Here is a 20,215-nt window from a genome sequence, read left to right as displayed (position 1 = left end):
GGCGCAGCGCGGTCACGACGCGTCGGGCGCGTAGAACGCGCGCGCCAGGGCGTCGAGCGTCTGCGCGGACGTCGGCCCGAACGACAGGATCTGGCTGTCGGCCATGTCCACCACCCGGCGGTGCTCGCCCGCCGGTGTCTGCGCGACGGCCGGCAGCTGCTCGAGGAGCCCGTCGACGCCGCCGACCGACTCCAGGCCCTTCGTCATCACCAGGACCAGGTCGGGCTGGGCGGCGACCAGCCCCTCGTCGGTGATCGGGCGCATGCCCTCCCAGCCGATCTCGGTCGCGACGTCCACCCCGCCGAGCGCGCTGATCAGGGAGTCGGCGCCGGACCCCGCGCCGAACATGTAGTAGACGCCGGACTGCCCGCGCAGGTAGAGGAACACCACCCGCAGGCGGTCGGCGGGGTCGTGCGGGGCGAGCGCGGCGATGTCGGTGGTGACCGCGTCGATCTCCGCCTGGGTGCGGGCGGCCAGGGCCGCGCCCGCCTCCGGGAGGCCGACCGCGGTGGCGACCGCCGTGACGAGGTCGCCGACCGTGTCGAGGCTGCGGTGCGCGTCCACGACGACCACCGGGATCCCGGCGTCCCGCATCTGCAGCACGGTGTCCCACGGCCCGAGCGAGGTGTCCGTGATGATGAGCGTCGGGGCGAGCTCGAGGATCGCCTCGCCGCTCAGCTCGTGGCCGTTCGTCGTCACCAGCGGCTCGTCCGCGATCTCCGGGAAGTCCGAGGACACGTCGCGCCCGACCACGTTGTCCCCGAGCCCCAGCTCGTGGACCACCCGCGAGGTGGAGCCGTACAGGTCGAGCGCGAGGATCCGGCTCACGTCGGTCACCGTCACGGACGTCCCCTGCGCGTCGGTCACCGTCACGGGGAGCGCCGGCTCGGGGTCCTCGGCGACCGGCTCGACGGGGGTCACGGCGGACAGCGCGGTGGACTCCCCGACCCACGCCCGCGGGTCGTCGAGCGGCGTCAGCTCGCTCAGCGGCGGCCGGTCCCCCGCCGCCGCGGCGGTCCCGCCGACCGTGCCCGCGGCGGCGGTGCAGCCGGCGAGCAGGGCGGCGATCAGCGCCGCGACCAGCACCGGGACCGTCCGGCGGGTGGTGCGACGGCGCGCGGCCGGTCCGGACGGGTGGTGCTGGGACATGACGCACGGCTCCTGTGTTCTTAGGTGAGCCGACCCTAAGTTAGGACAACCTCAGAAGACAAGCACCTCTCCTCCGTCGCCCGCCCGTCCCGGTTCCGTAGCCTGGGGTGATGGACACGGCGGCGCGCGAGCAACCCACCCCGCAGGAGCGCGCCGAGCGGCTCAAGGAGCGGGTCTACGTGACGTTCGCGGCGCTCGCCGTCGTGCTCACGCTGCGCTCCCACGGGGAGGACGTCTCCGCGCGCGTGGCGGCGACGACGCTGCTCATCACCGTCGGCGGCACGCTGCTGGCCGTGCTGCTCGCGGACGTCGTGTCGCACCTCGCCGTGCACGGCGCCGTCCCCACCCCGGCGGAGGCGCGGCACATGGTGGCGGTGTGCACCGGCGCGCTGGGCGTCCTGGTGCTGCCGATGGTGTTCCTGGGGGTGGCCGGCGCCGGCGGGTGGCAGGTCGACGCGGCGCTGCGGGCGTCGACGATCGCCCTCCTGGCCAGCCTCGGGGTCGTCGGCTGGATCGCGGTGCGCCGCATCCCCCTGCCGGGGTGGCAGCGCCTCGCGGTGCTCGTCGGCGTGGTCGCGGTGGGGACGGCCGTCGTCGGGCTCGAGCTCCTCGCCCACGGCTGACCGGCGCCGGCACGGGGGCCGGCCCGCCGGACCGGGGGCGTCAGGCGCGCGGGCGGTCGCCCTGCTGCCCGGAACGCTCGGCGGCCCGGGCGGCGTCGCGCTCGCGCAGCCGCTGCTCCTCGCGCTTCACCTCGGCGTGGGTGGCGCGCTCCCGGTGCAGCCACTCGGGGCTCTCGTCGATGATCGCGTCGATCTGCTCGGTGGTCAGCGGGTCCGTGAGGCCGGCGCGGGCGAGGCCGGAGGTCGAGATCCGCAGCCGCGCGGCGACGACCGCGCGGGGGTGCGGCCCGGTGCGGCGCAGGTCCACCAGCCACTGCGGGGGCGTGCGCTGCAGGGCGTCGAGCTCCTCGCGGGACACGGGGCCCGCCTGGAACTCCTCCGGCGTCGCGGGCAGGTACACGCCGAGCTTCGCCGCCGCGGTGGCGGGCTTCATCGTCTGCGGCGTGCGGGCGCGGCGCGCGGGGGCCGCCGGGGCGTCGGCCGGGGCGCTGTCGCTGCCGGCCGGGGCGTCCGGGGTCACCGGGGAGTCGGAGGTCACCGCACCAGGATACGGACGCCGGGCCGCCGGGGGCCCGGGGGGGGCCCGGGGGGGGCCCCGGGGGCGCCCGGGGGGGGGCCGCGCGCCTCCGCTGGCCGCGATGCCCGAGCCCCCGGTGCCCCCCGGCCCCGCCGCCCCCGCCGACGACCTCGTCGCTCCGGGCGCACCCGCCGACGGCCCGCGGTTCCGCCTGCTGCTGGTGCCCGGCGTCGTCCCGGCGTCCTGGGTGCGGACGTGGCGCGAGCGGGTCACCGACGTCCCGCTGGAGCTGGTGCACGCCACCGCCGCCGACGCCGGGCGGGTCCTGGCCGACGGGGGCGCGGACGCCGCGCTGCTCCGGCTGCCGGTGGACCGCGACGTGCTGTCCGCGATCCCGCTGTACGTCGAGCAGACCGTGGTCCTCCTGCCGAAGGACCACCTGCTCACCGCGCTCGACGAGGTGACCCCGGCCGACCTGGCCGAGGAGACGCTGCTGACCCCCGCGGACGACGTCGTGCGCTGGGCGGACCCGCCCGGGGAACCGTCCGCGCTGCCCACCCCCGAGACCACCGAGGACGCGGTCGCCCTGGTCGCGTCCGGGGTCGGGCTGCTGGTGCTGCCGCAGTCGCTCGCACGACTGCACCACCGCAAGGACCTCACCTACCGCCCCCTGGCGGACGCGCCCGCGTCGCAGACCGCGCTCGCGTGGCCGGCCGCCCGAGACGGCGACCCGCTGATCGAGGAGCTCATCGGCATCGTCCGGGGACGCACGGTGAACAGCTCCCGCGGGCGCGGCTCGACCCCGCCGGCGCCCGTGCAGCCCGCCGCGAAGGAGCAGCGGCCGCAGCGCGGAGCAGCGCGCGGCCGCGGCCCGCGGACGTCCGACCGCGGCCGGGGCGGACGTCCGTCCGGCAAGGCGAGCGGGCGCGGCCGGCGGGGGCGGTAGGCCGTGCACATGCCCGCCCCCGGGCTCCGCGTGACCGTGCTCACGGGCGCGGGGATCTCCACCGCGTCGGGCATCCCGGACTTCCGCGGCCCGGAGGGGGCGTGGACGCGGCACCCCGAGCAGGTGGACCTGCTCGAGATCGGCCGCTACGTCGCGGACCCCGAGGCGCGCCGCACCGGCTGGCGGTGGTGGCGCGCGAACCCGGCGTGGGGCGCGCTGCCGTCCGCCGGGCACCGGGCGATCACCGACCTGGAGCGCGCCGGACGGCTGCAGGCGGTGCTCACCCAGAACTTCGACGGGCTGCACCAGGCGGCGGGCTCCGAACCGGGGCAGGTGGTCGAGCTGCACGGGACCATGCGGACCACGTCGTGCCTGGCGTGCGGCGCGCGGCAGCCCACCGCGGACGTGCTGGCCCGGCTCGACGCCGAGCCCGACCCGCCGTGCACCGTGTGCGGGGGGATCCTCAAGCCGGACGTCGTCTACTTCGGCGAGATGCTGCCCGACCGGGCGCTGGAGCGCGCGATCGCGGCGGCCCAGGACGGCGACGTGTTCCTCGCAGTCGGCACGACCCTGAGCGTGCAGCCGGTCGCGAGCCTCACCGGGCTGGCGGCCGACAGCGGCGCCGAGGTGGTCATCGTCAACGCGGAGCCCACCCCCTACGACCTGGTGGCGGACCGCGTGGTCCGCGAGCCGATCGAGGACGCCCTGCCCGCGCTGGTCGCGGAGCTGCTCGCGCGCGACTGACCGGCGCGGCACGAGCGGGCGCCGAGCGGCGCACGTCACTCCCCGCCCACTTCCGTGCATGGCACAGGAGTCGTATGCTCCACGTGGAGTATTCGGAGAGGAGCATCGTGCCCGGCACCCCCAGCAGCGCGCTCACCCCGCTCGCGGTCGCGATCCTCGCGCTGCTGGCGGAGCGCGAGATGCACCCCTACGAGATCCACCAGGTGCTGCTCCAGCGGGCGACGGACCGGCTCGTGAAGGTCCGCCCCGGCTCGCTCTACCACGCGGTCGACCGGCTGCACCGCGACGGGCTGGTGCAGGCCGTCGGCACCGAGCGCGCCGGGAACCGGCCGGAGCGCACCACGTACGCCCTCACCCCGGCGGGGAGCGAGGCCCTCGCCGAGCAGCTCGCCGCCATGCTCTCCGCCCCCGTCAACGAGTACCCGCGACTGCCGCTGGCGCTCGCCGAGGCGCACCACCTGCCCCGGGACACCGTCCTCGCCCTGCTGCGGGACCGCGTGTCGCGCCTGTCCGAGGAGCTCGACCAGCTGCGCGACGGGGTCGCCCGCGTCACCGCGAAGCAGCTGCCGGCCCGCTACTGGGTCGACCTGACCTACCAGATCGCCGTGTTCGAGACCGAGTCGCGCTGGATCGCGACGTTCATCGACGACATCGAGTCCGGCGACATCCCCTGGTGACCCCCGCCGCGCGTCCCCCGGCGCGCGGACCTGCCCTGACTCCTCCGCACCCCTGAACGAGGCACGCATGTCCACCACCGTCCGACCCTGGCCCGCCCTCTGGGCGCTGGTCGTGGGCTTCTTCATGATCCTGGTCGACACCACGATCGTCTCGGTCGCGAACCCCGCCATCATGGCCGGGCTCGGGACCGACATCGACGCGGTGATCTGGGTGACCAGCGCCTACCTGCTGACCTACGCCGCGCCGCTGCTCGTCACCGGGCGGCTCGGCGACAGGTTCGGGCCCAAGCCCGTGTACCTGGTCGGCCTGACCGTGTTCACGCTGGCGTCCGCCGCCTGCGGCCTCGCCGGCTCGATCAGCGCGCTGATCGTCGCCCGCGCGTTCCAGGGCCTCGGCGCCGCGCTGATGACGCCGCAGACGATGGCCGTCATCACCCGGCTGTTCCCGCCGGACAGCCGCGGCAAGGCCATGAGCCTGTGGGGCGCCGTCGCCGGCGTCGCCACCCTCGTCGGGCCGATCCTCGGCGGCGTGCTCGTCGACGGCCTCGGCTGGGAGTGGATCTTCTTCGTCAACGTGCCCGTCGGCGTCGTGGCGTTCGTGCTCGCCTGGCGGCTGGTGCCGCGCCTCGACACGCACCCGCACCGGTTCGACGTCGTGGGCGTGCTGCTCAGCGCGCTCGGCATGTTCCTGCTGGTGTTCGGCATCCAGGAGGGCCAGTCCTACGACTGGGGCCTGATCGGCGGCTGGCTGCCGGTGTGGGGCGTCGTCGGCGCCGGGGTGCTGGTCCTCGCCGCGTTCGTGGTGCACCAGGCCCGCACGACGGTCGAGCCGCTGCTGCCGCTCGGCCTGTTCAAGGACCGCAACTTCGCGCTCGCGAACGGCGCGATCAGCGCGCTGGGCTTCACGGTGACCGCGATGTCGCTCCCGCTGGTCTTCTACTACCAGCTGGTCCTCGGGTTCTCCCCCACCCGGTCCGCGCTCATGCTCGCGCCGATGGCCGTCATGACCCTGGTGCTGTCCCCGGTGATCGGACCCCGCGTCGACACCACGAACCCGCGCACGATCGCGCTCACCGGCATGGTGCTGCAGGCGATCGCCCTCGTGTGGTTCACGCTCTGGCTGACCCCGGACCCCGACCAGTGGGCGCGCCTGCTGCTCCCGAGCGCGCTGCTCGGCATCGCCAACGCCTGCCTCTGGTCGCCGATCTCCTCCACCGCGACCCGCAACCTGCCGCGCGCGCAGGCCGGCGCCGGGTCGGGCGTGTTCAACACGACCCGGCAGATCGGCTCCGTGCTCGGCTCGGCGGCCATCGCGGCGCTGATCCAGGCGCGGCTGGTCGCCGAGCTCGGCCCCGGTGCCGGCGAGTCGACCGGTGCCGCCGAGGCCGCGGGCGCGCTGCCCGACGCCCTCGCCGGCGGGTTCTCCGACGCGATGGCCCAGTCCCTGCTCCTCCCCGCGGGCATCGCGGTCGTCGGCGCGGTCATCGTGGCGTTCTTCGTCCCGCCGCGCCGCGACGCGGTCCCGCCCGTCACCGCCCCGGCCGCCGCGGAGTCCGCCGCACCGCAGCGCTGACCCGTCGGGGGCGGGCCCGACCCGGCCCGCCCCCGACCGGCTAGGGTGCCGCGCATGGCACGCAGGGCCGCGGTGACGCTCGCCGAGGTCGCGCGCGCCGCCGGCGTGTCGCCCCGCACCGTGTCGAACGTCGTGAACGGGTACCGGCACGTCGCCCCGCACACCCGGGACCGGGTGCAGGCGGTCGTCGACGCCCTCGGCTACCGCACCAACGCCGCGGCGCGGTCCCTGCGCACGGGCCGGACGGGGCTGCTGGGGCTCGTCGTCCCCGCGCTCGACCAGCCCTACTTCGCGGAGCTCGCGCGCGCCGTCGTCCGCGAGGCCACCGCGGCCGGGTTCACGGTGGTCGTCGACCAGACCGACGGCGACCCGGCCCGCGAGCGGGAGCTGCTGCTCCGGGGCCCCCGGGGGGCGATGTTCGACGGCCTGGTGCTCAGCCCCCTCGCGCTGACCGCCGACGACCTGCGGGGCGTCGACCCCGACCGCCCGGTGGTGCTGCTCGGCGAGCGGACCGTCGACACGTCGCTCGACCACGTGCACATCGACGACGTCGCGGCGGCCCGCGAGGGCACGGCACACCTGATCGGGCTGGGGCGCCGGCGGATCGCGGCGATCGGGCTCGAGGACGACCCCCTCCTGCAGACCGGCCACCAGCGGGCCGACGGGTTCCTGCGCGCGCTCGCCGACGCCGGGCTGCCCGCCGACCCCGCGCGCCTGCGGCACGTCCGGTCCTACGACCGGGCGGAGGGCTTCGCCGCGATGACGGCGCTGCTCGACGCCCCGGAGCCGCCGGACGCGGTGCTCTGCTTCAACGACATGCTCGCGGTCGGTGCGCTGCGCGCGTGCCTCACCCGCGGCGTGCGGGTGCCCGAGGACGTCGCTCTGCTGGGCTTCGACGACGTCGAGGAGGTCCGGTACCTGACGCCGTCGCTCAGCTCGGTGCGCCCGGACCGCGACGCCATCGCGCGGGTGGCGGTGGGCCTGCTGGTCGCGCGGCTCGACCCGGCGGAGGACGACGGCCGGGACGACACCCCGCGCGCACCCCGGACCGCCCAGGACGTGACCGTCGCGCACACCGTCGTCGGGCGCGAGTCCACCGGGGGCGCCCGGTCCGCGTGACGCGGACGTTTGCCACGTGGCAACATGATCTCGGCCTGCCGAAGACGCCCGCCCACCGCGACGAACGAAGGACCGCCATGACGACGACGTCTGCACCCGACCGGGGCCTGCACCCGCGCCCCCAGCTCATCCGCCCCGACCGCTGGTGGTCCCTCGACGGCCCCTGGCAGTTCACGTTCGACGACGCGGACGCCGGGCTGCGCGAGCGCTGGTACGCCCCGGGCACCGGACCCTTCGACCGCGAGATCGTCGTCCCGTTTCCGCCGGAGTCCACCGCGTCCGGCATCGCCGACCACGGGGACCACGCGGCGCTCTGGTACCGCCGCACGGTCACCGTCCCGGCCGGGCTCGGCGCGGACCGGCTGCTGCTGCACCTCGGCGCGGTCGACCACGAGGCCGACGTGTGGGTCGACGGGCAGCACGCCGTCCGGCACGAGGGCGGGCAGACGACCTTCAGCGTCGACGTCACCGACCTGCTGGACCCGGCCGTGGCCGCGGACGCGCACGTCGTCGTGGTCCGGGCGACCGACTCCCGCACCGACGTCGAGCAGCCGCGCGGCAAGCAGGACTGGCAGCCCGACCAGCACGCCATCTGGTACCACCGGACCTCCGGGATCTGGCGCACCGTGTGGCTGGAGCAGGTCCCGGCCGTAGCGGTCGACACGCTGTCGTGGCGGCCGGACGTCCCGGGCGGCCGCATGGAGGTGCGCGTCCGGCTGCACGCCGCCGCCCCGGCGGGCACCCGCGTCCGCGTGCGGCTCACGCACGACGGCACCCCGGTGGGCGCCGCGGAGGTGCCGGTCGACGGCGAGACCGCCCTGGTCCCCGTGCCCATCCCCGGCCAGGAGAACGGCCAGGCCTACGAGGGCCTGCTGTGGTCCCCGGAGCGCCCCACGCTGCTGGACGCCGACGTGACGCTGCTGGGCGGGGACGACGCGGTGCTCGACCGGGTCGACGCCTACTGCGGCCTGCGGTCGGTGCAGGCCGACGGCGACGCCCTGCTGCTCAACGACCGGCCCTTCTACGTCCGCGCGGTGCTCGAGCAGGGCTACTGGCCGGAGTCGCACCTGACCCCGCCGAGCCCCGAGGCCCTGCGCGCGGAGGTCGAGCTGGCGCTGGCTCTCGGCTTCAACACGGTCCGGATCCACCAGAAGATCGAGGACCCCCGCTACCTGTACTGGTGCGACGTGCTGGGCCTGTGCGTCTGGTCCGAGACGGCGGGGGCGTACCGGTTCAGCGACGAGGCGGTCGCGCAGCTGACGCGGGAGTGGCTGGACATCGTGCGCCGCGACGTCTCGCACCCCTGCATCATCGCGTGGGTGCCGTTCAACGAGTCGTGGGGCGTGCAGCACCTCGCGCACGACCCGGCGCAGCGGGCCTACAGCCGTGCGCTGACGGACCTGACCCGGGCCCTGGATCCGACCCGGCCCGTCATCTCGAACGACGGCTGGGAGCACACGTCGTCCGACCTGCTGACGGTGCACGACTACGCCGACACGGGCGCCGTCCTGCGGGAGCGGTACGGCAGCGCCGCCGGGCTGGCGGAGACGCTCGCCGGGGTCGGGCCGGCCGGCCGGCGGATGTGGGTCGGCGGGCCGGCACCCGCGGCCGGGACCATCCCGGTGCTGCTGTCGGAGTTCGGAGGGGTGGCGTACGCCCCCGGTGCGCCCGAGGGCTCGTGGGGCTACTCGGAGGCCCGCTCCCCGGAGGACCTGGAGGCACGGCTCACCGACCTGCTCGACGCCGTCCGGGCGTCGACCCTGCTGCGAGGGTTCTGCTACACCCAGATCACCGACACCGGCCTCGAGACCAACGGCCTGTGCGACGAGCACCGGAACCCGAAGCTCCCGCTGGAGACGTTCCGCCGCATCTTCGCGGGCTGACACGCCCCCGGGACCGTGACCACCGCGTGCACCGCGGTCACGGTCCCGGGAACCGGCCGGCCCGGTGCGCGTCAGGCCGGGGTCAGGACGCGCGCCGCGTGAGGCGGACGTGCCAGGCCTCGGGACCGTCGACGAGCACCTCGGCGTCCACCGGTGCGCGCTCGGCGAGCTGCGCCAGCAGCGGCGTGGGCAGGTGCGGGGCCACGATCACGAGCGACCCGCCCTCCGGGATCGCGTCGAACGCCCCGAAGACGGTCGCGTGCCGGATGGCGTGCGGGATCGCCCGCACGTCGAGCACCGGGTCGGCCTCGTCGTGCCCGCCGCAGCCGCACGTGCGCGCCTCCGGCTCGGGGGCGTGGCGCAGGATCTCGACGGGCTCGGTCATGGTGTCTCCTTCGGGCGTCCCGCGCCGGCGGCGCGGGTGGTCGGGTGCTGGTCGGGTGGTGGTCGGTGGTCGGGTGGTCGACGGTGGTCGACGGTCAGGACGCCGTCGCGAGGTGCAGCTCGCAGTGGCGCGGCCCGGCGAACGGCACGAGCCGGTCCGCGCGCAACGGCCCGCCGACCCGGTCGAGCACGCCCTGCGCGAGCCCGAGGTGCACCGCGCACACGACCTCCGGGCGGGCGCGGGCCAGGTCGAGGAACGGGCAGCGCCAGAGGCCGACCGTGCGCGTGCCCGGTGCGGGCTCCCCGGGGACGGGGTCGAACCCGAGCCGGTCCAGGTGCTCCGCGAGGGCGGACAGCTGGTCCCGCTCGGTCGGGTCCGGCGCGGCGGCGGGCGGGCCGGGCAGCGTGCCGAGCATCCGCTCCCCCGCCGCGCGTGCCGCCGAGGTCACGTCGGCGGCGGGTGCGCCGTAGCCGTCGAGCAGCAGCCGGGTCAGCGCCGCCCGCGCGGTGGCCTCGTCGAGCCGGCGGGCGCGGTCCGGGTCCGACGACGCGGTGCCGTCGCCGGCGGGCCGGTAGACCAGCCGGGGGCGGCCGCGGACCGTCCGCACCTCGGGCTCCCGCACGGCGAGCCCGGTCGCGACCAGGCGCTCGAGGTGCGCCCGCACGGTGTTCTCGTGCAGCCCGGTGCGGGCGGCGACGGTGCCGACGGTCGCGGAGCCCTCCGCCTCCAGGAGGTGCAGCACGTCCAGCCGGCTGCTCCCGGTGCGCGTCCGCGCGGTCGGGGGGCGCCGCGGCACCGTGGTCATCGCTCGCTCCGTCCTGCTCAGGGCGCCGGCGGGACCGAGGTCCCTGCCGGCCGACCTCCCGATTAAATACCGTTCGAACGTGGAAAAGCCCGGGACCCCCGTCCCACGTCACGTCGTCCTGCTGGTCCCCGGCGGTCTCGCGCTGCTGGCCGGCCTGGACGCCGCGCTGCTGCGGCTGGGCCTGGGCGCCCCGGTGGCCAGCGAGCGCTGGGCGGACGTCCACGGGCCGCTGATGGTGCTCGGCTTCGTGGGGACGCTCGTCGCGCTGGAGCGGGCGGTCGCGGTGCGCCGGCGCACGCTGCTGGCCGCCCCGGCGCTGCTCGGCCTCGGCGGCCTGGCGCTGCTCACCCCGCTGCCGCTGGTGGTGGGCCGCGTCGCCCTCACGGCGGGCTGCGCGCTGCTGCTCGCGATCTACGCCGTGGTCTGGCGGCGGCAGCCCGCGCCGGCCGTGGCGGTGCAGGCGCTCGGCGCGGCGCACGGGCTCGCGGCGACGCTGCTGTGGCTCGCGGGGGTGCCGGTCCCGCACCTGGTCCCGACGCTCGCGGGGTTCCTGGTGCTGACCGTGGTGGGCGAGCGGCTGGAGCTCATGCGGGTCGGGGCGCCGTCCGCACGGGCGGAGGACGCGGTGTGGGCGCTCGCGCTCGGCTGGGCGGTCGCGAGCACGGTGGCGCTGCTCCGGCCGGACGCCGGCTGGACCGCGCTGGGCGCCGTGCTGCTCGGGCTGGTCGGGGTGCTCGCGCGGCACGACGTGGCCCGCCGGACCGTCCGCGGCACCGGCCTGCCGCGGTACATGGCGTCCGCGATGCTCGGCGGCTACGCGTGGCTGGGCGTCGCGGGTGCGGTGTGGCTCGTGCGCGGCCCGGTGCTCTCCGGCCCGGCGTACGACGCCGTGCTGCACTGCGTGTTCCTGGGCTTCGTGCTGTCGATGGTCATGGCGCACGCGCCCGTGATCCTGCCGGCGGTGCTGCGGCGGCCGCTGCCGTACCAGCCGGTGATGTACGCGCCGCTGGTGCTGCTGCACGCCACGCTCCTGCTGCGGGTGCTCGTCGGGGACGCGCGGGGCGTCGGCGCGGCCGTGCAGGTCGGGGGCGTCGGGAACGTGGTCGCCCTGCTCGCGTTCGTCGTCGTCGCCGTCGGGTCCGCGGTGCGCGGGCCGGTGGGCGTGCAGGCGCGCGGCCCGGCGCACGGCCCGGTGCCCGGCCCGGTGCCCGGCTCGGTGCCCGGCGCAGCGCAGAGCCCGGCCCCCGCCGCCGCCGCCGGGGGTGTCGCGTGAGGCGCGCCGACCGGCACCTGCGGGCGAACCTGCTCGTCGTCGCGTGGCTGGCGTCCGCGGCGGTCGTCGCCGCGGCGCACCGGTTCGTCCCGGACTCCGGGTGGCTCATGGTGCACCTGCTGCTGCTCGGCGGCGTCAGCACCGCGATCCTGGTCTGGAGCCAGCACTTCGCGGACACCCTGGTCCGCCGCCCGGGCAGCCCGCGGGCGCTCACGGCGCGGCTGGTCGTGCACACCGCGGGCACGCTCGCCGTGGTGGTGGGCGTGCCGGCCGGCAGCGGCGCCGCGGTCGCGACCGGTGCCGCCGCGGTCGCGGGGGTCGCCGTCGCGCAGACCGCCGGCATCGCGCGCCAGCGCCGGGGTGCCCTGCCCGCCCGGTTCGCCCACCTCGTGCGGTACTACCTCGTGGCCGGGACCCTGCTGGTGCCCGGCGTGGCGTGCGGCGTGGCGATGGCCCGGCTCGAGCCCGGCCCGGAGGCGTACGCCCGGTGGTACGTCGCGCACGTGGCGCTGACGCTGCTCGGCTGGGTCGCCGTCACGGTCGCCGGGACCCTCGCGGTCCTGTGGCCCACCGTGCTGCGGACGCGGATCGACGCCGCCGCCGAGCGGGACGCTCGCCACGCCCTGCCGCTGCTCGCCGCGGGACCGGTCGTCGTGGCGGCCGCGGCGGCGCTCGACCTGCGCCCGCTCGTCGGTCTCGGCGCCCTCGTCACGCTCGGCGGGACCGCCCTCGTCGCCCGGGTGCTGCTCCGGCAGGCCCGCGCGGCCGCGCCCCGCACCTTCGCAGCCTGGAGCCTCGCGGCGGCGGTCGCGTGGTGGGCAGGCGCCACGGTCGCGCTCGGAGTGGCCGTGGTCAGCGCCGGGTCCTGGGCGGCCGCCGTGCCGCGCCTGACCGGGCTCGTGCCCGCGCTCGTCGTCGGGTTCGCGGCGCAGGTGCTCGCCGGTGCGCTCGCCGCGCTGCTGCCCGTGGTGCTCGGCGGCGGCCCGGCCGTCTCGCGCCGCACCACGGCCGAGCTGGACCGCGCCGGCGTGCTGCGGTGCGTGCTGCTGAACGGCGCGCTCCTGCTGTTCCTCTCCGGCGCCCCCAGCCTCGTGCGGGTCGTGACGTCCGTCGTCGGCCTCGCGGTCGCCGTGTGGTTCCTCGTGCTGGCGCTGCGCGCCGTGCGGGCCAGCCGCGCGCCCGGGGGCTCCGGACCCGCCGACGCTCCCGCCCCGGCCGAGCCCGCCGGCGTCTTGCGGGCGCGGCGGCGGGGGGCGGCGACGGCGGCGGTCGGCGCGCTGCTGCTGGTGGTCGCGGTGGGCGTGGCAGCCGACCCGACCGCCGCCGGGCTGACCGGGGCCGTGGCCGGCCGCGGGGCCGCGGACGTGGCGGCGACCGGCCGGACGACGACCGTGGCGGTCGAGGCGCAGGACATGCGGTTCGTCCCGTCCCGCATCGAGGTCCCCGCGGGCGACCGCCTGGTGCTCGAGGTGACGAACGCCGACAGCACCGTGCACGACCTCGTCCTGGACGGCGGGGCGACCACCGGCCGCCTGGCACCGGGCGCGAGCGCCACCGTGGACGTCGGCGTGGCGGGCTCGGACCTGGCGGGGTGGTGCTCGGTCGCGGGGCACCGCCTGATGGGCATGACGCTGGACGTCGTCGTCACCGGCGGGCCCTCCGAACAGGCGGCGCAGGCGGGGCACACCGCGCACGCCGGGCCCGACGACCCGGGGCAGGCGGCCGCGGTCGACCCGCACGCGACCGCTGCCGCCGGCTTCGAGGCGCGCGACGCCACGCTGCCCCCGGTCGGTCCCGGCACGACGCACCACGTCACCCTCACCGTGACGGAGACGGAGCAGGAGGTCGCCCCCGGCGTGACCCGCACCGCGTGGACGTTCGGCGGCACGGCACCGGGTCCCGTGCTGCACGGCAGGGTCGGCGACACGTTCGTCGTCACGCTGGTCAACGACGGCAGCATCGGGCACTCCGTGGACTTCCACGCGGGGGCGCTGGCCCCGGACGAGGTCATGCGGACGATCCCGCCCGGCGAGACGCTCACGTACACGTTCACCGCGGAGCGGTCCGGGATCTGGATGTACCACTGCTCCACGATGCCGATGAGCCTGCACATCGCGAACGGCATGGCCGGCGCCGTCGTGATCGACCCGCCCGGGCTGCCCGCGGTCGACCGGGAGTACGTCCTGGTCCAGTCGGAGCTGTACCTGGGCGAGCAGGGCGGCGCCGCGGACGAGGCGGCCGTCGCCGCGCAGTCCCCGGACCTGCTGGTGTTCAACGGCTACGCGGCGCAGTACCGGGACCGGCCGCTGGCCGCCCGGGCGGGCGAGCGGGTGCGGGTCTGGGTGCTCGACGCCGGGCCGAACCGGCCGTCCGCGTTCCACGTGGTGGGCGCGCAGTTCGACACGGTGTTCCGGGAGGGCGACTGGGTGCTGCGCGACGGCGGCTCGACCGGCACCGGCGGGTCCCAGGTGCTCGCGCTGCAGCCCGCGGAGGGCGGGTTCGTGGAGCTGACGTTCCCGGAGGCCGGGACCTACCCGTTCGTCACGCACGTCATGGGCGACGCCGAGCGGGGGGCGCAGGGGCGGTTCCTCGTGACGGCGCCGTGAGGACGTCGTCCGCGGCCCCCGACCGGTCCGCCGGCGTGAGCATCTCCCACACCGGCCCGAACACCAGCCACCCGACCAGCACCACCGACGCCCGCGCGCCCCAGCCGAGCAGCACCTCTCGCTGCTGCGCCGCCGCCTCCCCGGCGCCCTGCGCGAGGAGCAGCAGCACGCCGAGGACCGCGCACGCCACCACCCAGGCGAGCAGCGCCCGCAGCCACAGCGCCCACTCGTAGCGGACCCGCACCGGGCCGTGCTTCGGCGGCTTGACCGGCGCCGGGCCGCCGAAGAACCGGTGCGCGACCCAGGCGTCCACCGCGTGCACGGTGCGCCGGCCGAACGCGACGGTGAACCCGAGGTACAGCGCAGCGAGCCCGTGGGTCCAGGTGGCCTCGCTGCCGCGGAGCAGGTCCCCGACGGTCGCGACCAGCAGCACCACCTCGAGCAGGGGCTCGCACAGCAGCAGCACCGTGGAGGTCCGGCGCATCCGCAGCGCGTAGCGGGCGACGACGGCGGCGGCGAGGAACACCCAGAAGCCGACCTCGCAGGCGACGACGAGCGCGGCGACCGGGTTCTCACGGATGGCGTCCATGCGCGGCAGCCTCGCCGCAGCGGGCACGGTGCGGCGTCGGCCGTCCGCACGATCCTGCGCGGGCGGGTCCTCCGTCCGGAGGACCCGCCCGTCTACGGGTCGTGCTGGGATGGGCGGCATGCCGCGCGTCCGACCACCCCGGCGCCTGCCGCACCTCGACGACCGCGGCGTCGCGCTCGCCTACCTGGCCGCCGGCCTGCTGCTGCTCGGCGCCGGCGTGACCGGGACCAGCGCGCCCGGGCTGACGGCGTCCGCCGGGTGGCTGCACGCCGGGCTGCTGGTCGTGGCGTGCGGGGCGCTCGTCGTGAAGCACCGGCACCCCGTCGCCGTGCTGGTCGTCGCGGCGGCGGCGGCGCTCGCGTCCGTGCCGCTGGGCGGCAGCATCGGGATCCTGCTGGTGCTCGTCGACGCGCTGTACACCGCCGCGGTGCACCTCTCCGCGCGCGGCCGGCGGGCGCTGGTGGGCTGCGTGGTGGTGGTCAGCGCCGCCGCACCGGTCGCCGCGTGGGCACTCGGCGGCGGGCTGCGGGACGCCCTGGCGGCCCTGCTGCAGGCCGTGGCGCTGCTGGTCACGCCCCTGTGGTGGGGCTCCGACGTGCGGAGCCGGACCGAGCTGGCCGCGTCGGAGGCCCGGCGCGCGGAGCTCGAGCGGGAGCAGGCCGACCTGGCCCGCGCGCACGCCGCCGACGCCGCGCGGATCGCCGACCTGGACCGCGACGCCGCCGTGCGGGACGAGCGCAACGCGATGGCCCGCGACCTGCACGACGTGGTGGCGAGCCGGTTGTCGGCCATCGCGATCCACGCCGAGGCGGCGCTGTCCGGTGCCCCCGACGAGGCCCGGGACCGGGCGGCGCTGACCGCCGTGCGGGCGGAGTCCGTCGCGTCGCTCGCGGAGATGCGGTCGATGATCCTCGTGCTGCGCGGCGCCGGCGGCGACCCGGCGTCGACGGCGGCGGCCGGGCTGGAGCGCCTCGACGACCTGGTCGCGACGGCCCGCGGCCGCGGGCTCGACGTGCGTACGGACATCGGGGCGGCGGGCGCCCTGCCCGCCGTCGTCGACCACGCCGCCTACCGGATCGCGCGCGAGGCCCTCACCAACGCCGCGGCGCACGGCCCGGCGGGCGGGCGGGTCGACGTGCGGGTGGCCCCCGGCCCGGGCGGGCTGGAGGTCGAGGTGCTCAGCCTCCTGCCGCCCGCGGACCAGCCCGCCGCCGCGCACCCGCCGTCGCTGGGGTCGGCGACGGGGCTCGTGACCATGGCCGAGCGCGCCCGCTCCCTCGGCGGTGACCTCTCCGCCGGGCCGCAGGACGGCCGCTGGCGCGTGCACGCCGTCCTGCCGCTCGACCCGGAGGCCGCCCGATGACCGACCCGACGGATCCGGTCCGGGTGCTGCTCGCCGACGACCACGGGGCGATCCGCGCCGGCCTGCGGCTCATGCTCGAGCAGGCGCCCGGCGTCACGGTGGTGGGCGAGGCCGCGGACGGAGCGGCCGCGGTCGCGAACGCGCGGGCGCTGCGGCCGGACGTGGTGCTCATGGACATCCGGATGCCCGGCACCGACGGCATCGAGGCGACCCGGCGGATCACGGCGGAGGGGCTCGCGCAGGTGGTCGCCCTGACGACGTTCGACCTGGACGAGTACCTGTTCGGCGTCCTGCGCGCCGGGGCTGTCGGGTTCCTGCTGAAGTCCGTCGGCGCCGCCGAGCTGGTCGACGCGGTGCGGCGGGTCGCGGCCGGCGACGGCATCCTCGCCCCGGAGGTGACCCGCCGGGTCCTGGCGAGCGTCGCGGCGCCGCCGCCGGACCCCGGCAGCGGGAGCGCCGCGGCACCGCCCGGGCTCGAGCAGCTGACGGCCCGCGAGCGCGAGGTCCTCGTCCTGCTCGGCGAGGGCCGGTCCAACGCGCAGGTCGCCGCGGCGCTGACCGTGTCGGAGACGACGGCCAAGACCCACGTCAGCCGGGTGCTCGCCAAGCTGGGCTGCCGGACGCGGCTGGAGGCCGCGGCCGTCGCGCACCGGGCCGGACTGATGCCGTAGGAGGACCGCTCCGCGAGATGCACCCCGTGCACGGTTGCACTGAGTGCACGCATCTGCCTACCGTCCTCCCCGTGACGGTCGAGGCGGGGGTCCCGGACCGGCGGGCGACGCTCAAGGCGCGCTACCGCCGGGCCATCCTCGACGCCGCGAACGCCCTCATCGCCGAGCGCGGCGGCCCGCAGTTCAGCGTCGACGAGCTCGCGGAGCGCGCCGACGTCTCGCGCCGCACCGTGTTCAACCACTTCGCGTCGATCAACGACGTGGTCGTCACGGCCGCGACGGAGACGCTCGAGACGGTCATCGACGGGTTCTACGCGGCCACGGCCGCGACCCCGGTGGGCGGCGGCACGCGCGCCGAGATGTTCGACGAGATCGCCCAGATGCTGCGCGCCGCCGACCTGTCCACCGCCGTCGCCGTGCTCTGCCGCGCGCTCGGCGGCATGGACGACGGCACCGACCCGCGGCAGAAGCAGTTCGTCGTCGAGGCGTTCTCGCGGGCCGCCGACCACCTCGCGGGCGAGCTCTCCCGCCGCAACCCCGAGGCGGACCGGCTCGACATCGAGCTGCTGGTCACCTCCCTGGTGCACGGCGTCGGCGTCATCGCGCAGCACTGGATCACCACCACCGACATGACCGGCCCGGCGGCGCTCGCCGCCTGGGACGGCCTCCTCGACCGGCTCATCACCAGCGTGCGAGCCGGGTACATGCCGGAGCACTGACGCCCCGCACTCCCACACCACCACCGCGAGAGACAGGGATCATGGCAGGACTCCTCTACCGACTCGGGCGCTTCGCCGCCCGCCGGGCCTGGGCCGTCGTCACGGCATGGGTCGTCGTGCTCGCCCTCGCCGTCGGGGCCTACCTCGCGTTCGGCGGGACGCTCACCTCCGCCGTCACCATCCCCGGGACCGCCACCGAGAAGGTGACGGAGCACCTCCAGGAGGAGTTCCCGTCCGCCAGCGGCGGCAGCGGCACCGTGGTGTTCCACACCGACGACGACAGCGCCTTCACCGACGAGCAGTCCGCCGCGATCAGCGCCGCGCTCGCCGACGCCGCCGAGCTCGAGGGCGTCGCGGGCGTCACCGACCCGTTCCAGACCACCGCCCAGCTCGAGGAGTCGCAGGCGCAGGTCGAGTCCGGCCGCGAGCAGCTCGCGGCCGGGCAGGCGCAGCTCGACGCCGGCCAGGCGCAGCTCGACGCCGCGCGGCAGCAGGCCGAGCAGGCGGGCGCCCCGGCGGCCGTCCTCGCGGAGCTCGACGCGCAGCAGCAGGCCGCCGACGAGGGGCGCGCGCAGCTCGAGGCGCAGAGCGAGCAGCTCGAGCAGGGCGCCGCGCTGCTCGACCTGTCCCGCGAGATCCGGTTCGTGTCCTCCGACGAGTCCGCCGCGGTCGCGTCGATCTCCTTCGACGACGCGCAGTTCGAGGTGACGCCGGAGACCAAGGAGTCGGTCGTCGACGCGCTCACCGGCGCCGACGTCGAGGGCGTCTCCGTCGAGGTCTCCAGCGACATGACGCAGGGCGTGCCGAGCGTGCTGGGCGCGGGCGAGATCATCGGCGTGGTCGTCGCGGGCGTCGTGCTGCTCATCATGCTGGGCTCGGTCGTCGCCGCGGGGCTGCCGATCCTGTCCGCCCTGGTGGGCGTCGGCATCGGCGCGATCTCGGCCCTGGCCCTGTCCGGGTCGGTCGACATGCTGTCCGTGACCCCGGTGCTGGGCATCATGCTCGGGCTGGCCGTGGGCATCGACTACTCGCTGTTCATCCTCAACCGGCACCGCCGGCAGCTGCGCGAGGGGGTCGAGCTGCACGAGTCCATCGGGCTGGCGAACGGCACCGCGGGCAACGCCGTGGTGTTCGCCGGCGCGACGGTCCTGGTCGCGCTGCTGGCCCTCAACGTCACGGGGATCCCGTTCCTGGGCCTCATGGGCAGCGTCGGCGCGGCGTGCATCGCGATCGCCGTGGCGCTGGCCATCACCCTGACGCCCGCCCTGCTGTCGCGCATCGGCCTGAAGGTCCTGCCGAAGAAGCAGCGGGCGACCCTGGGCCACGAGGAGCCCGAGGCCGTCCCGACCACCCCTATGGGGACGTGGCGCGCGGTGCTCACCGTCGTGGCGGGCGTCGCGGCGCTGCTCGTCGTCGCGATCCCCGCCCTGTCGATGCGGCTGGGCCTGCCGGGCGGCGCCTCCGAGGAGCCGACGTCCACCCAGTACCAGGCGTACACGATCACCGCGGAGAAGTTCGGCGCCGGCGTCAACGGCCCGCTGCTCGTGGTCGCGGACCTCCCCGAGGCGGTCGCCGAGGAGGACCTGGTCGCCGAGCAGGTGCGGATCGGGCAGGAGCTCGCCTCGCACGACGACGTCGCCGCGGTCGCGCCGATCGGCGCGAACGAGGACAGCACGGTGCTGGCGTTCCAGGTGGTCCCGAAGAGCGGGCCGGACAGCGAGGACACCGAGCAGCTCGTGCGCGACCTGCGCGACTCCTCGCCGATCGCCGGCACCGGCGGGGACGTCGAGCTCGGCGTCGCCGGCACGACCAGCGCGAACATCGACGTCTCCGAGAAGCTCGCGAACGTGCTGCCGGGCTACCTGGCGATCGTCGTGGGCCTGTCGCTGATCATCCTCATCATCGTGTTCCGGTCGATCTTCGTGCCGGTCACCGCGACCCTCGGCTTCGTCATGTCGCTGTTCGCGGCGTTCGGCGGCGTGGTCGCGATCTACCAGTGGGGCTGGCTCGGCGAGGTCTTCGGCGTGCACGACCCGGGCCCGGTGCTGAGCTTCCTGCCGATCATCGTGACCGGCGTGCTGTTCGGCCTGGCCATGGACTACCAGCTGTTCCTGGTGTCCGGCATGCGCGAGGCGTACGCGCACGGGGTGGACGCCCGGGTGGCGGTCCGCCGCGGCCTGCACGCCGGGCGGGTGGTCGTCACCGCGGCGGCGATCATCATGGCGTCGGTGTTCTCCGGCTTCGTGTTCTCGGAGTCGTCGATCATCCGGCCGCTCGGGTTCGGCCTCGCGTTCGGCGTGCTGCTCGACGCGTTCGTCGTGCGGATGCTGCTGATCCCGGCCGTCATGCACCTGGCGGGCCGGGCGGCGTGGTGGATCCCGAAGTGGCTCGACCGGATCCTGCCGGACGTCGACGTGGAGGGCGCCTCGCTCGAGCGCACCCACCCGCACCCGACGTCGTACGACGGGCAGCCGACGCACCCGTCGCACCGGGCGGACGCCCCGGTCGACGCGACGGACGCGGGCGAGACCCCGCACGAGGCGACCCACCGGGCCTGACGCCCGCCACCCCGC

18 protein-coding genes are annotated in these 20,215 nt (G+C 76.5%); 13 read left to right on the top strand and 5 right to left on the bottom strand.

Annotated elements, in window-relative coordinates; translation table 11 throughout:
* Positions 1–12: 12 nt before the first annotated feature.
* Positions 13–1,149: a heme/hemin ABC transporter substrate-binding protein gene (locus QNH85_RS04330; RefSeq protein WP_282944898.1), complete on the bottom strand. Its 1,137-nt coding sequence runs from the start codon at positions 1,147–1,149 to the stop codon at positions 13–15.
* A gap of 110 nt (positions 1,150–1,259) precedes the next feature.
* On the opposite strand from QNH85_RS04330, the gene QNH85_RS04325 reads away from it, so the two are divergent.
* Positions 1,260–1,772: a hypothetical protein gene (locus QNH85_RS04325; RefSeq protein ID WP_282944897.1), complete on the top strand. Its 513-nt coding sequence runs from the start codon at positions 1,260–1,262 to the stop codon at positions 1,770–1,772.
* A 40-nt stretch (positions 1,773–1,812) separates the two neighbouring features.
* Here the strand turns inward: QNH85_RS04325 and QNH85_RS04320 are convergent, their stop codons facing one another.
* Positions 1,813–2,205 (bottom strand): DUF5997 family protein, encoded by a 393-nt coding sequence (locus QNH85_RS04320; protein ID WP_282944971.1) that lies wholly within the window; start codon positions 2,203–2,205, stop codon positions 1,813–1,815.
* A 205-nt stretch (positions 2,206–2,410) separates the two neighbouring features.
* Here QNH85_RS04320 and QNH85_RS04315 point away from each other — a divergent pair, with 205 nt between their 5' ends.
* From QNH85_RS04315 to QNH85_RS04290, 6 genes are all read left to right on the top strand, one after another.
* A complete protein-coding gene (locus tag QNH85_RS04315; protein ID WP_282944896.1) occupies positions 2,411–3,235 on the top strand; it encodes a LysR family substrate-binding domain-containing protein in 825 nt (274 codons plus the stop codon).
* 9 nt (positions 3,236–3,244) lie between these two features.
* Positions 3,245–3,979, top strand: coding sequence for an SIR2 family NAD-dependent protein deacylase (locus QNH85_RS04310; RefSeq protein ID WP_282944894.1), 735 nt, complete (start codon positions 3,245–3,247; stop codon positions 3,977–3,979).
* 107 nt (positions 3,980–4,086) lie between these two features.
* Positions 4,087–4,656: a PadR family transcriptional regulator gene (locus QNH85_RS04305; RefSeq protein WP_282944891.1), complete on the top strand. Its 570-nt coding sequence runs from the start codon at positions 4,087–4,089 to the stop codon at positions 4,654–4,656.
* Between the two features lie 67 nt (positions 4,657–4,723).
* The gene (locus QNH85_RS04300) at positions 4,724–6,229 is read left to right on the top strand and encodes a DHA2 family efflux MFS transporter permease subunit (protein WP_282944890.1); all 1,506 of its coding nucleotides are present in this window, start codon (positions 4,724–4,726) and stop codon (positions 6,227–6,229) included.
* A gap of 54 nt (positions 6,230–6,283) precedes the next feature.
* Positions 6,284–7,348 (top strand): LacI family DNA-binding transcriptional regulator, encoded by a 1,065-nt coding sequence (locus QNH85_RS04295; RefSeq protein ID WP_282944888.1) that lies wholly within the window; start codon positions 6,284–6,286, stop codon positions 7,346–7,348.
* 77 nt (positions 7,349–7,425) lie between these two features.
* On the top strand, positions 7,426–9,231 hold the full coding sequence (locus QNH85_RS04290; RefSeq protein ID WP_282944887.1) for a glycoside hydrolase family 2 protein: 1,806 nt from the start codon (positions 7,426–7,428) through the stop codon (positions 9,229–9,231).
* Positions 9,232–9,313: 82 nt separating this feature from the next.
* On the opposite strand, the gene QNH85_RS04285 is transcribed toward QNH85_RS04290, so the two are convergent.
* Positions 9,314–9,616 carry a DUF2249 domain-containing protein gene (locus tag QNH85_RS04285; RefSeq protein WP_282944885.1) on the bottom strand — a complete coding sequence of 101 codons (303 nt, stop codon included), beginning with the start codon at positions 9,614–9,616 and terminating at the stop codon, positions 9,314–9,316.
* A 94-nt stretch (positions 9,617–9,710) separates the two neighbouring features.
* A complete protein-coding gene (locus QNH85_RS04280) occupies positions 9,711–10,421 on the bottom strand; it encodes a helix-turn-helix transcriptional regulator (RefSeq protein ID WP_282944883.1) in 711 nt (236 codons plus the stop codon).
* A 79-nt stretch (positions 10,422–10,500) separates the two neighbouring features.
* On the opposite strand from QNH85_RS04280, the gene QNH85_RS04275 reads away from it, so the two are divergent.
* Positions 10,501–11,694, top strand: a complete 1,194-nt coding sequence (locus QNH85_RS04275; protein ID WP_282944881.1) for a hypothetical protein — start codon at positions 10,501–10,503, stop codon at positions 11,692–11,694.
* Positions 11,691–14,300: a multicopper oxidase domain-containing protein gene (locus tag QNH85_RS04270; RefSeq protein ID WP_282944880.1), complete on the top strand. Its 2,610-nt coding sequence runs from the start codon at positions 11,691–11,693 to the stop codon at positions 14,298–14,300. Before QNH85_RS04275 ends, QNH85_RS04270 begins: the two co-directional genes overlap by 4 nt.
* On the opposite strand, the gene QNH85_RS04265 is transcribed toward QNH85_RS04270, so the two are convergent.
* A complete protein-coding gene (locus tag QNH85_RS04265; RefSeq protein ID WP_282944879.1) occupies positions 14,245–14,889 on the bottom strand; it encodes a hypothetical protein in 645 nt (214 codons plus the stop codon). The two genes, QNH85_RS04270 and QNH85_RS04265, sit on opposite strands and share 56 nt — an antisense overlap.
* Before the next feature lie 118 nt (positions 14,890–15,007).
* On the opposite strand from QNH85_RS04265, the gene QNH85_RS04260 reads away from it, so the two are divergent.
* The 4 genes from QNH85_RS04260 to QNH85_RS04245 all read left to right on the top strand — a co-directional run bounded on the left by QNH85_RS04260 (position 15,008) and on the right by QNH85_RS04245 (position 20,200).
* Positions 15,008–16,252 (top strand): sensor histidine kinase, encoded by a 1,245-nt coding sequence (locus QNH85_RS04260; protein WP_282944877.1) that lies wholly within the window; start codon positions 15,008–15,010, stop codon positions 16,250–16,252.
* Complete coding sequence (locus QNH85_RS04255; RefSeq protein ID WP_282944876.1) at positions 16,249–16,923, top strand: response regulator; 675 nt, start codon at positions 16,249–16,251, stop codon at positions 16,921–16,923. The genes QNH85_RS04260 and QNH85_RS04255 overlap by 4 nt, the downstream gene beginning before the upstream one ends.
* A 71-nt stretch (positions 16,924–16,994) precedes the next feature.
* Positions 16,995–17,642 carry a TetR/AcrR family transcriptional regulator gene (locus QNH85_RS04250; protein ID WP_282944875.1) on the top strand — a complete coding sequence of 216 codons (648 nt, stop codon included), beginning with the start codon at positions 16,995–16,997 and terminating at the stop codon, positions 17,640–17,642.
* Positions 17,643–17,683: 41 nt separating this feature from the next.
* Positions 17,684–20,200, top strand: a complete 2,517-nt coding sequence (locus QNH85_RS04245; protein ID WP_282944873.1) for an MMPL family transporter — start codon at positions 17,684–17,686, stop codon at positions 20,198–20,200.
* The last annotated feature ends 15 nt before the right edge of the window (positions 20,201–20,215 follow it).

Origin of the sequence: Cellulomonas endometrii, assembly GCF_949769265.1 — a bacterium.
GTDB classification, from domain to species: Bacteria; Actinomycetota; Actinomycetes; order Actinomycetales; family Cellulomonadaceae; genus Cellulomonas; species Cellulomonas endometrii.
This window is presented reverse-complemented; position numbering and strand designations above follow the sequence as displayed.

What these genes read in the sequence shown, in the direction of transcription:
- QNH85_RS04300 (WP_282944890.1), top strand. Translation starts at nt 4,724, where the DNA reads ATGTCCACCACCGTCCGACCCTGGCCCGCCCTCTGGGCGCTGGTCGTG.
- QNH85_RS04285 (WP_282944885.1), bottom strand. Translation starts at nt 9,616, where the DNA reads ATGACCGAGCCCGTCGAGATCCTGCGCCACGCCCCCGAGCCGGAGGCG.
- QNH85_RS04255 (WP_282944876.1), top strand. Translation starts at nt 16,249, where the DNA reads ATGACCGACCCGACGGATCCGGTCCGGGTGCTGCTCGCCGACGACCAC.
- QNH85_RS04330 (WP_282944898.1), bottom strand. Translation starts at nt 1,149, where the DNA reads ATGTCCCAGCACCACCCGTCCGGACCGGCCGCGCGCCGTCGCACCACC.
- QNH85_RS04260 (WP_282944877.1), top strand. Translation starts at nt 15,008, where the DNA reads ATGCCGCGCGTCCGACCACCCCGGCGCCTGCCGCACCTCGACGACCGC.
- QNH85_RS04295 (WP_282944888.1), top strand. Translation starts at nt 6,284, where the DNA reads ATGGCACGCAGGGCCGCGGTGACGCTCGCCGAGGTCGCGCGCGCCGCC.
- QNH85_RS04320 (WP_282944971.1), bottom strand. Translation starts at nt 2,205, where the DNA reads ATGAAGCCCGCCACCGCGGCGGCGAAGCTCGGCGTGTACCTGCCCGCG.
- QNH85_RS04280 (WP_282944883.1), bottom strand. Translation starts at nt 10,421, where the DNA reads ATGACCACGGTGCCGCGGCGCCCCCCGACCGCGCGGACGCGCACCGGG.
- QNH85_RS04265 (WP_282944879.1), bottom strand. Translation starts at nt 14,889, where the DNA reads ATGGACGCCATCCGTGAGAACCCGGTCGCCGCGCTCGTCGTCGCCTGC.
- QNH85_RS04245 (WP_282944873.1), top strand. Translation starts at nt 17,684, where the DNA reads ATGGCAGGACTCCTCTACCGACTCGGGCGCTTCGCCGCCCGCCGGGCC.
- QNH85_RS04290 (WP_282944887.1), top strand. Translation starts at nt 7,426, where the DNA reads ATGACGACGACGTCTGCACCCGACCGGGGCCTGCACCCGCGCCCCCAG.
- QNH85_RS04325 (WP_282944897.1), top strand. Translation starts at nt 1,260, where the DNA reads ATGGACACGGCGGCGCGCGAGCAACCCACCCCGCAGGAGCGCGCCGAG.
- QNH85_RS04310 (WP_282944894.1), top strand. Translation starts at nt 3,245, where the DNA reads ATGCCCGCCCCCGGGCTCCGCGTGACCGTGCTCACGGGCGCGGGGATC.
- QNH85_RS04315 (WP_282944896.1), top strand. Translation starts at nt 2,411, where the DNA reads ATGCCCGAGCCCCCGGTGCCCCCCGGCCCCGCCGCCCCCGCCGACGAC.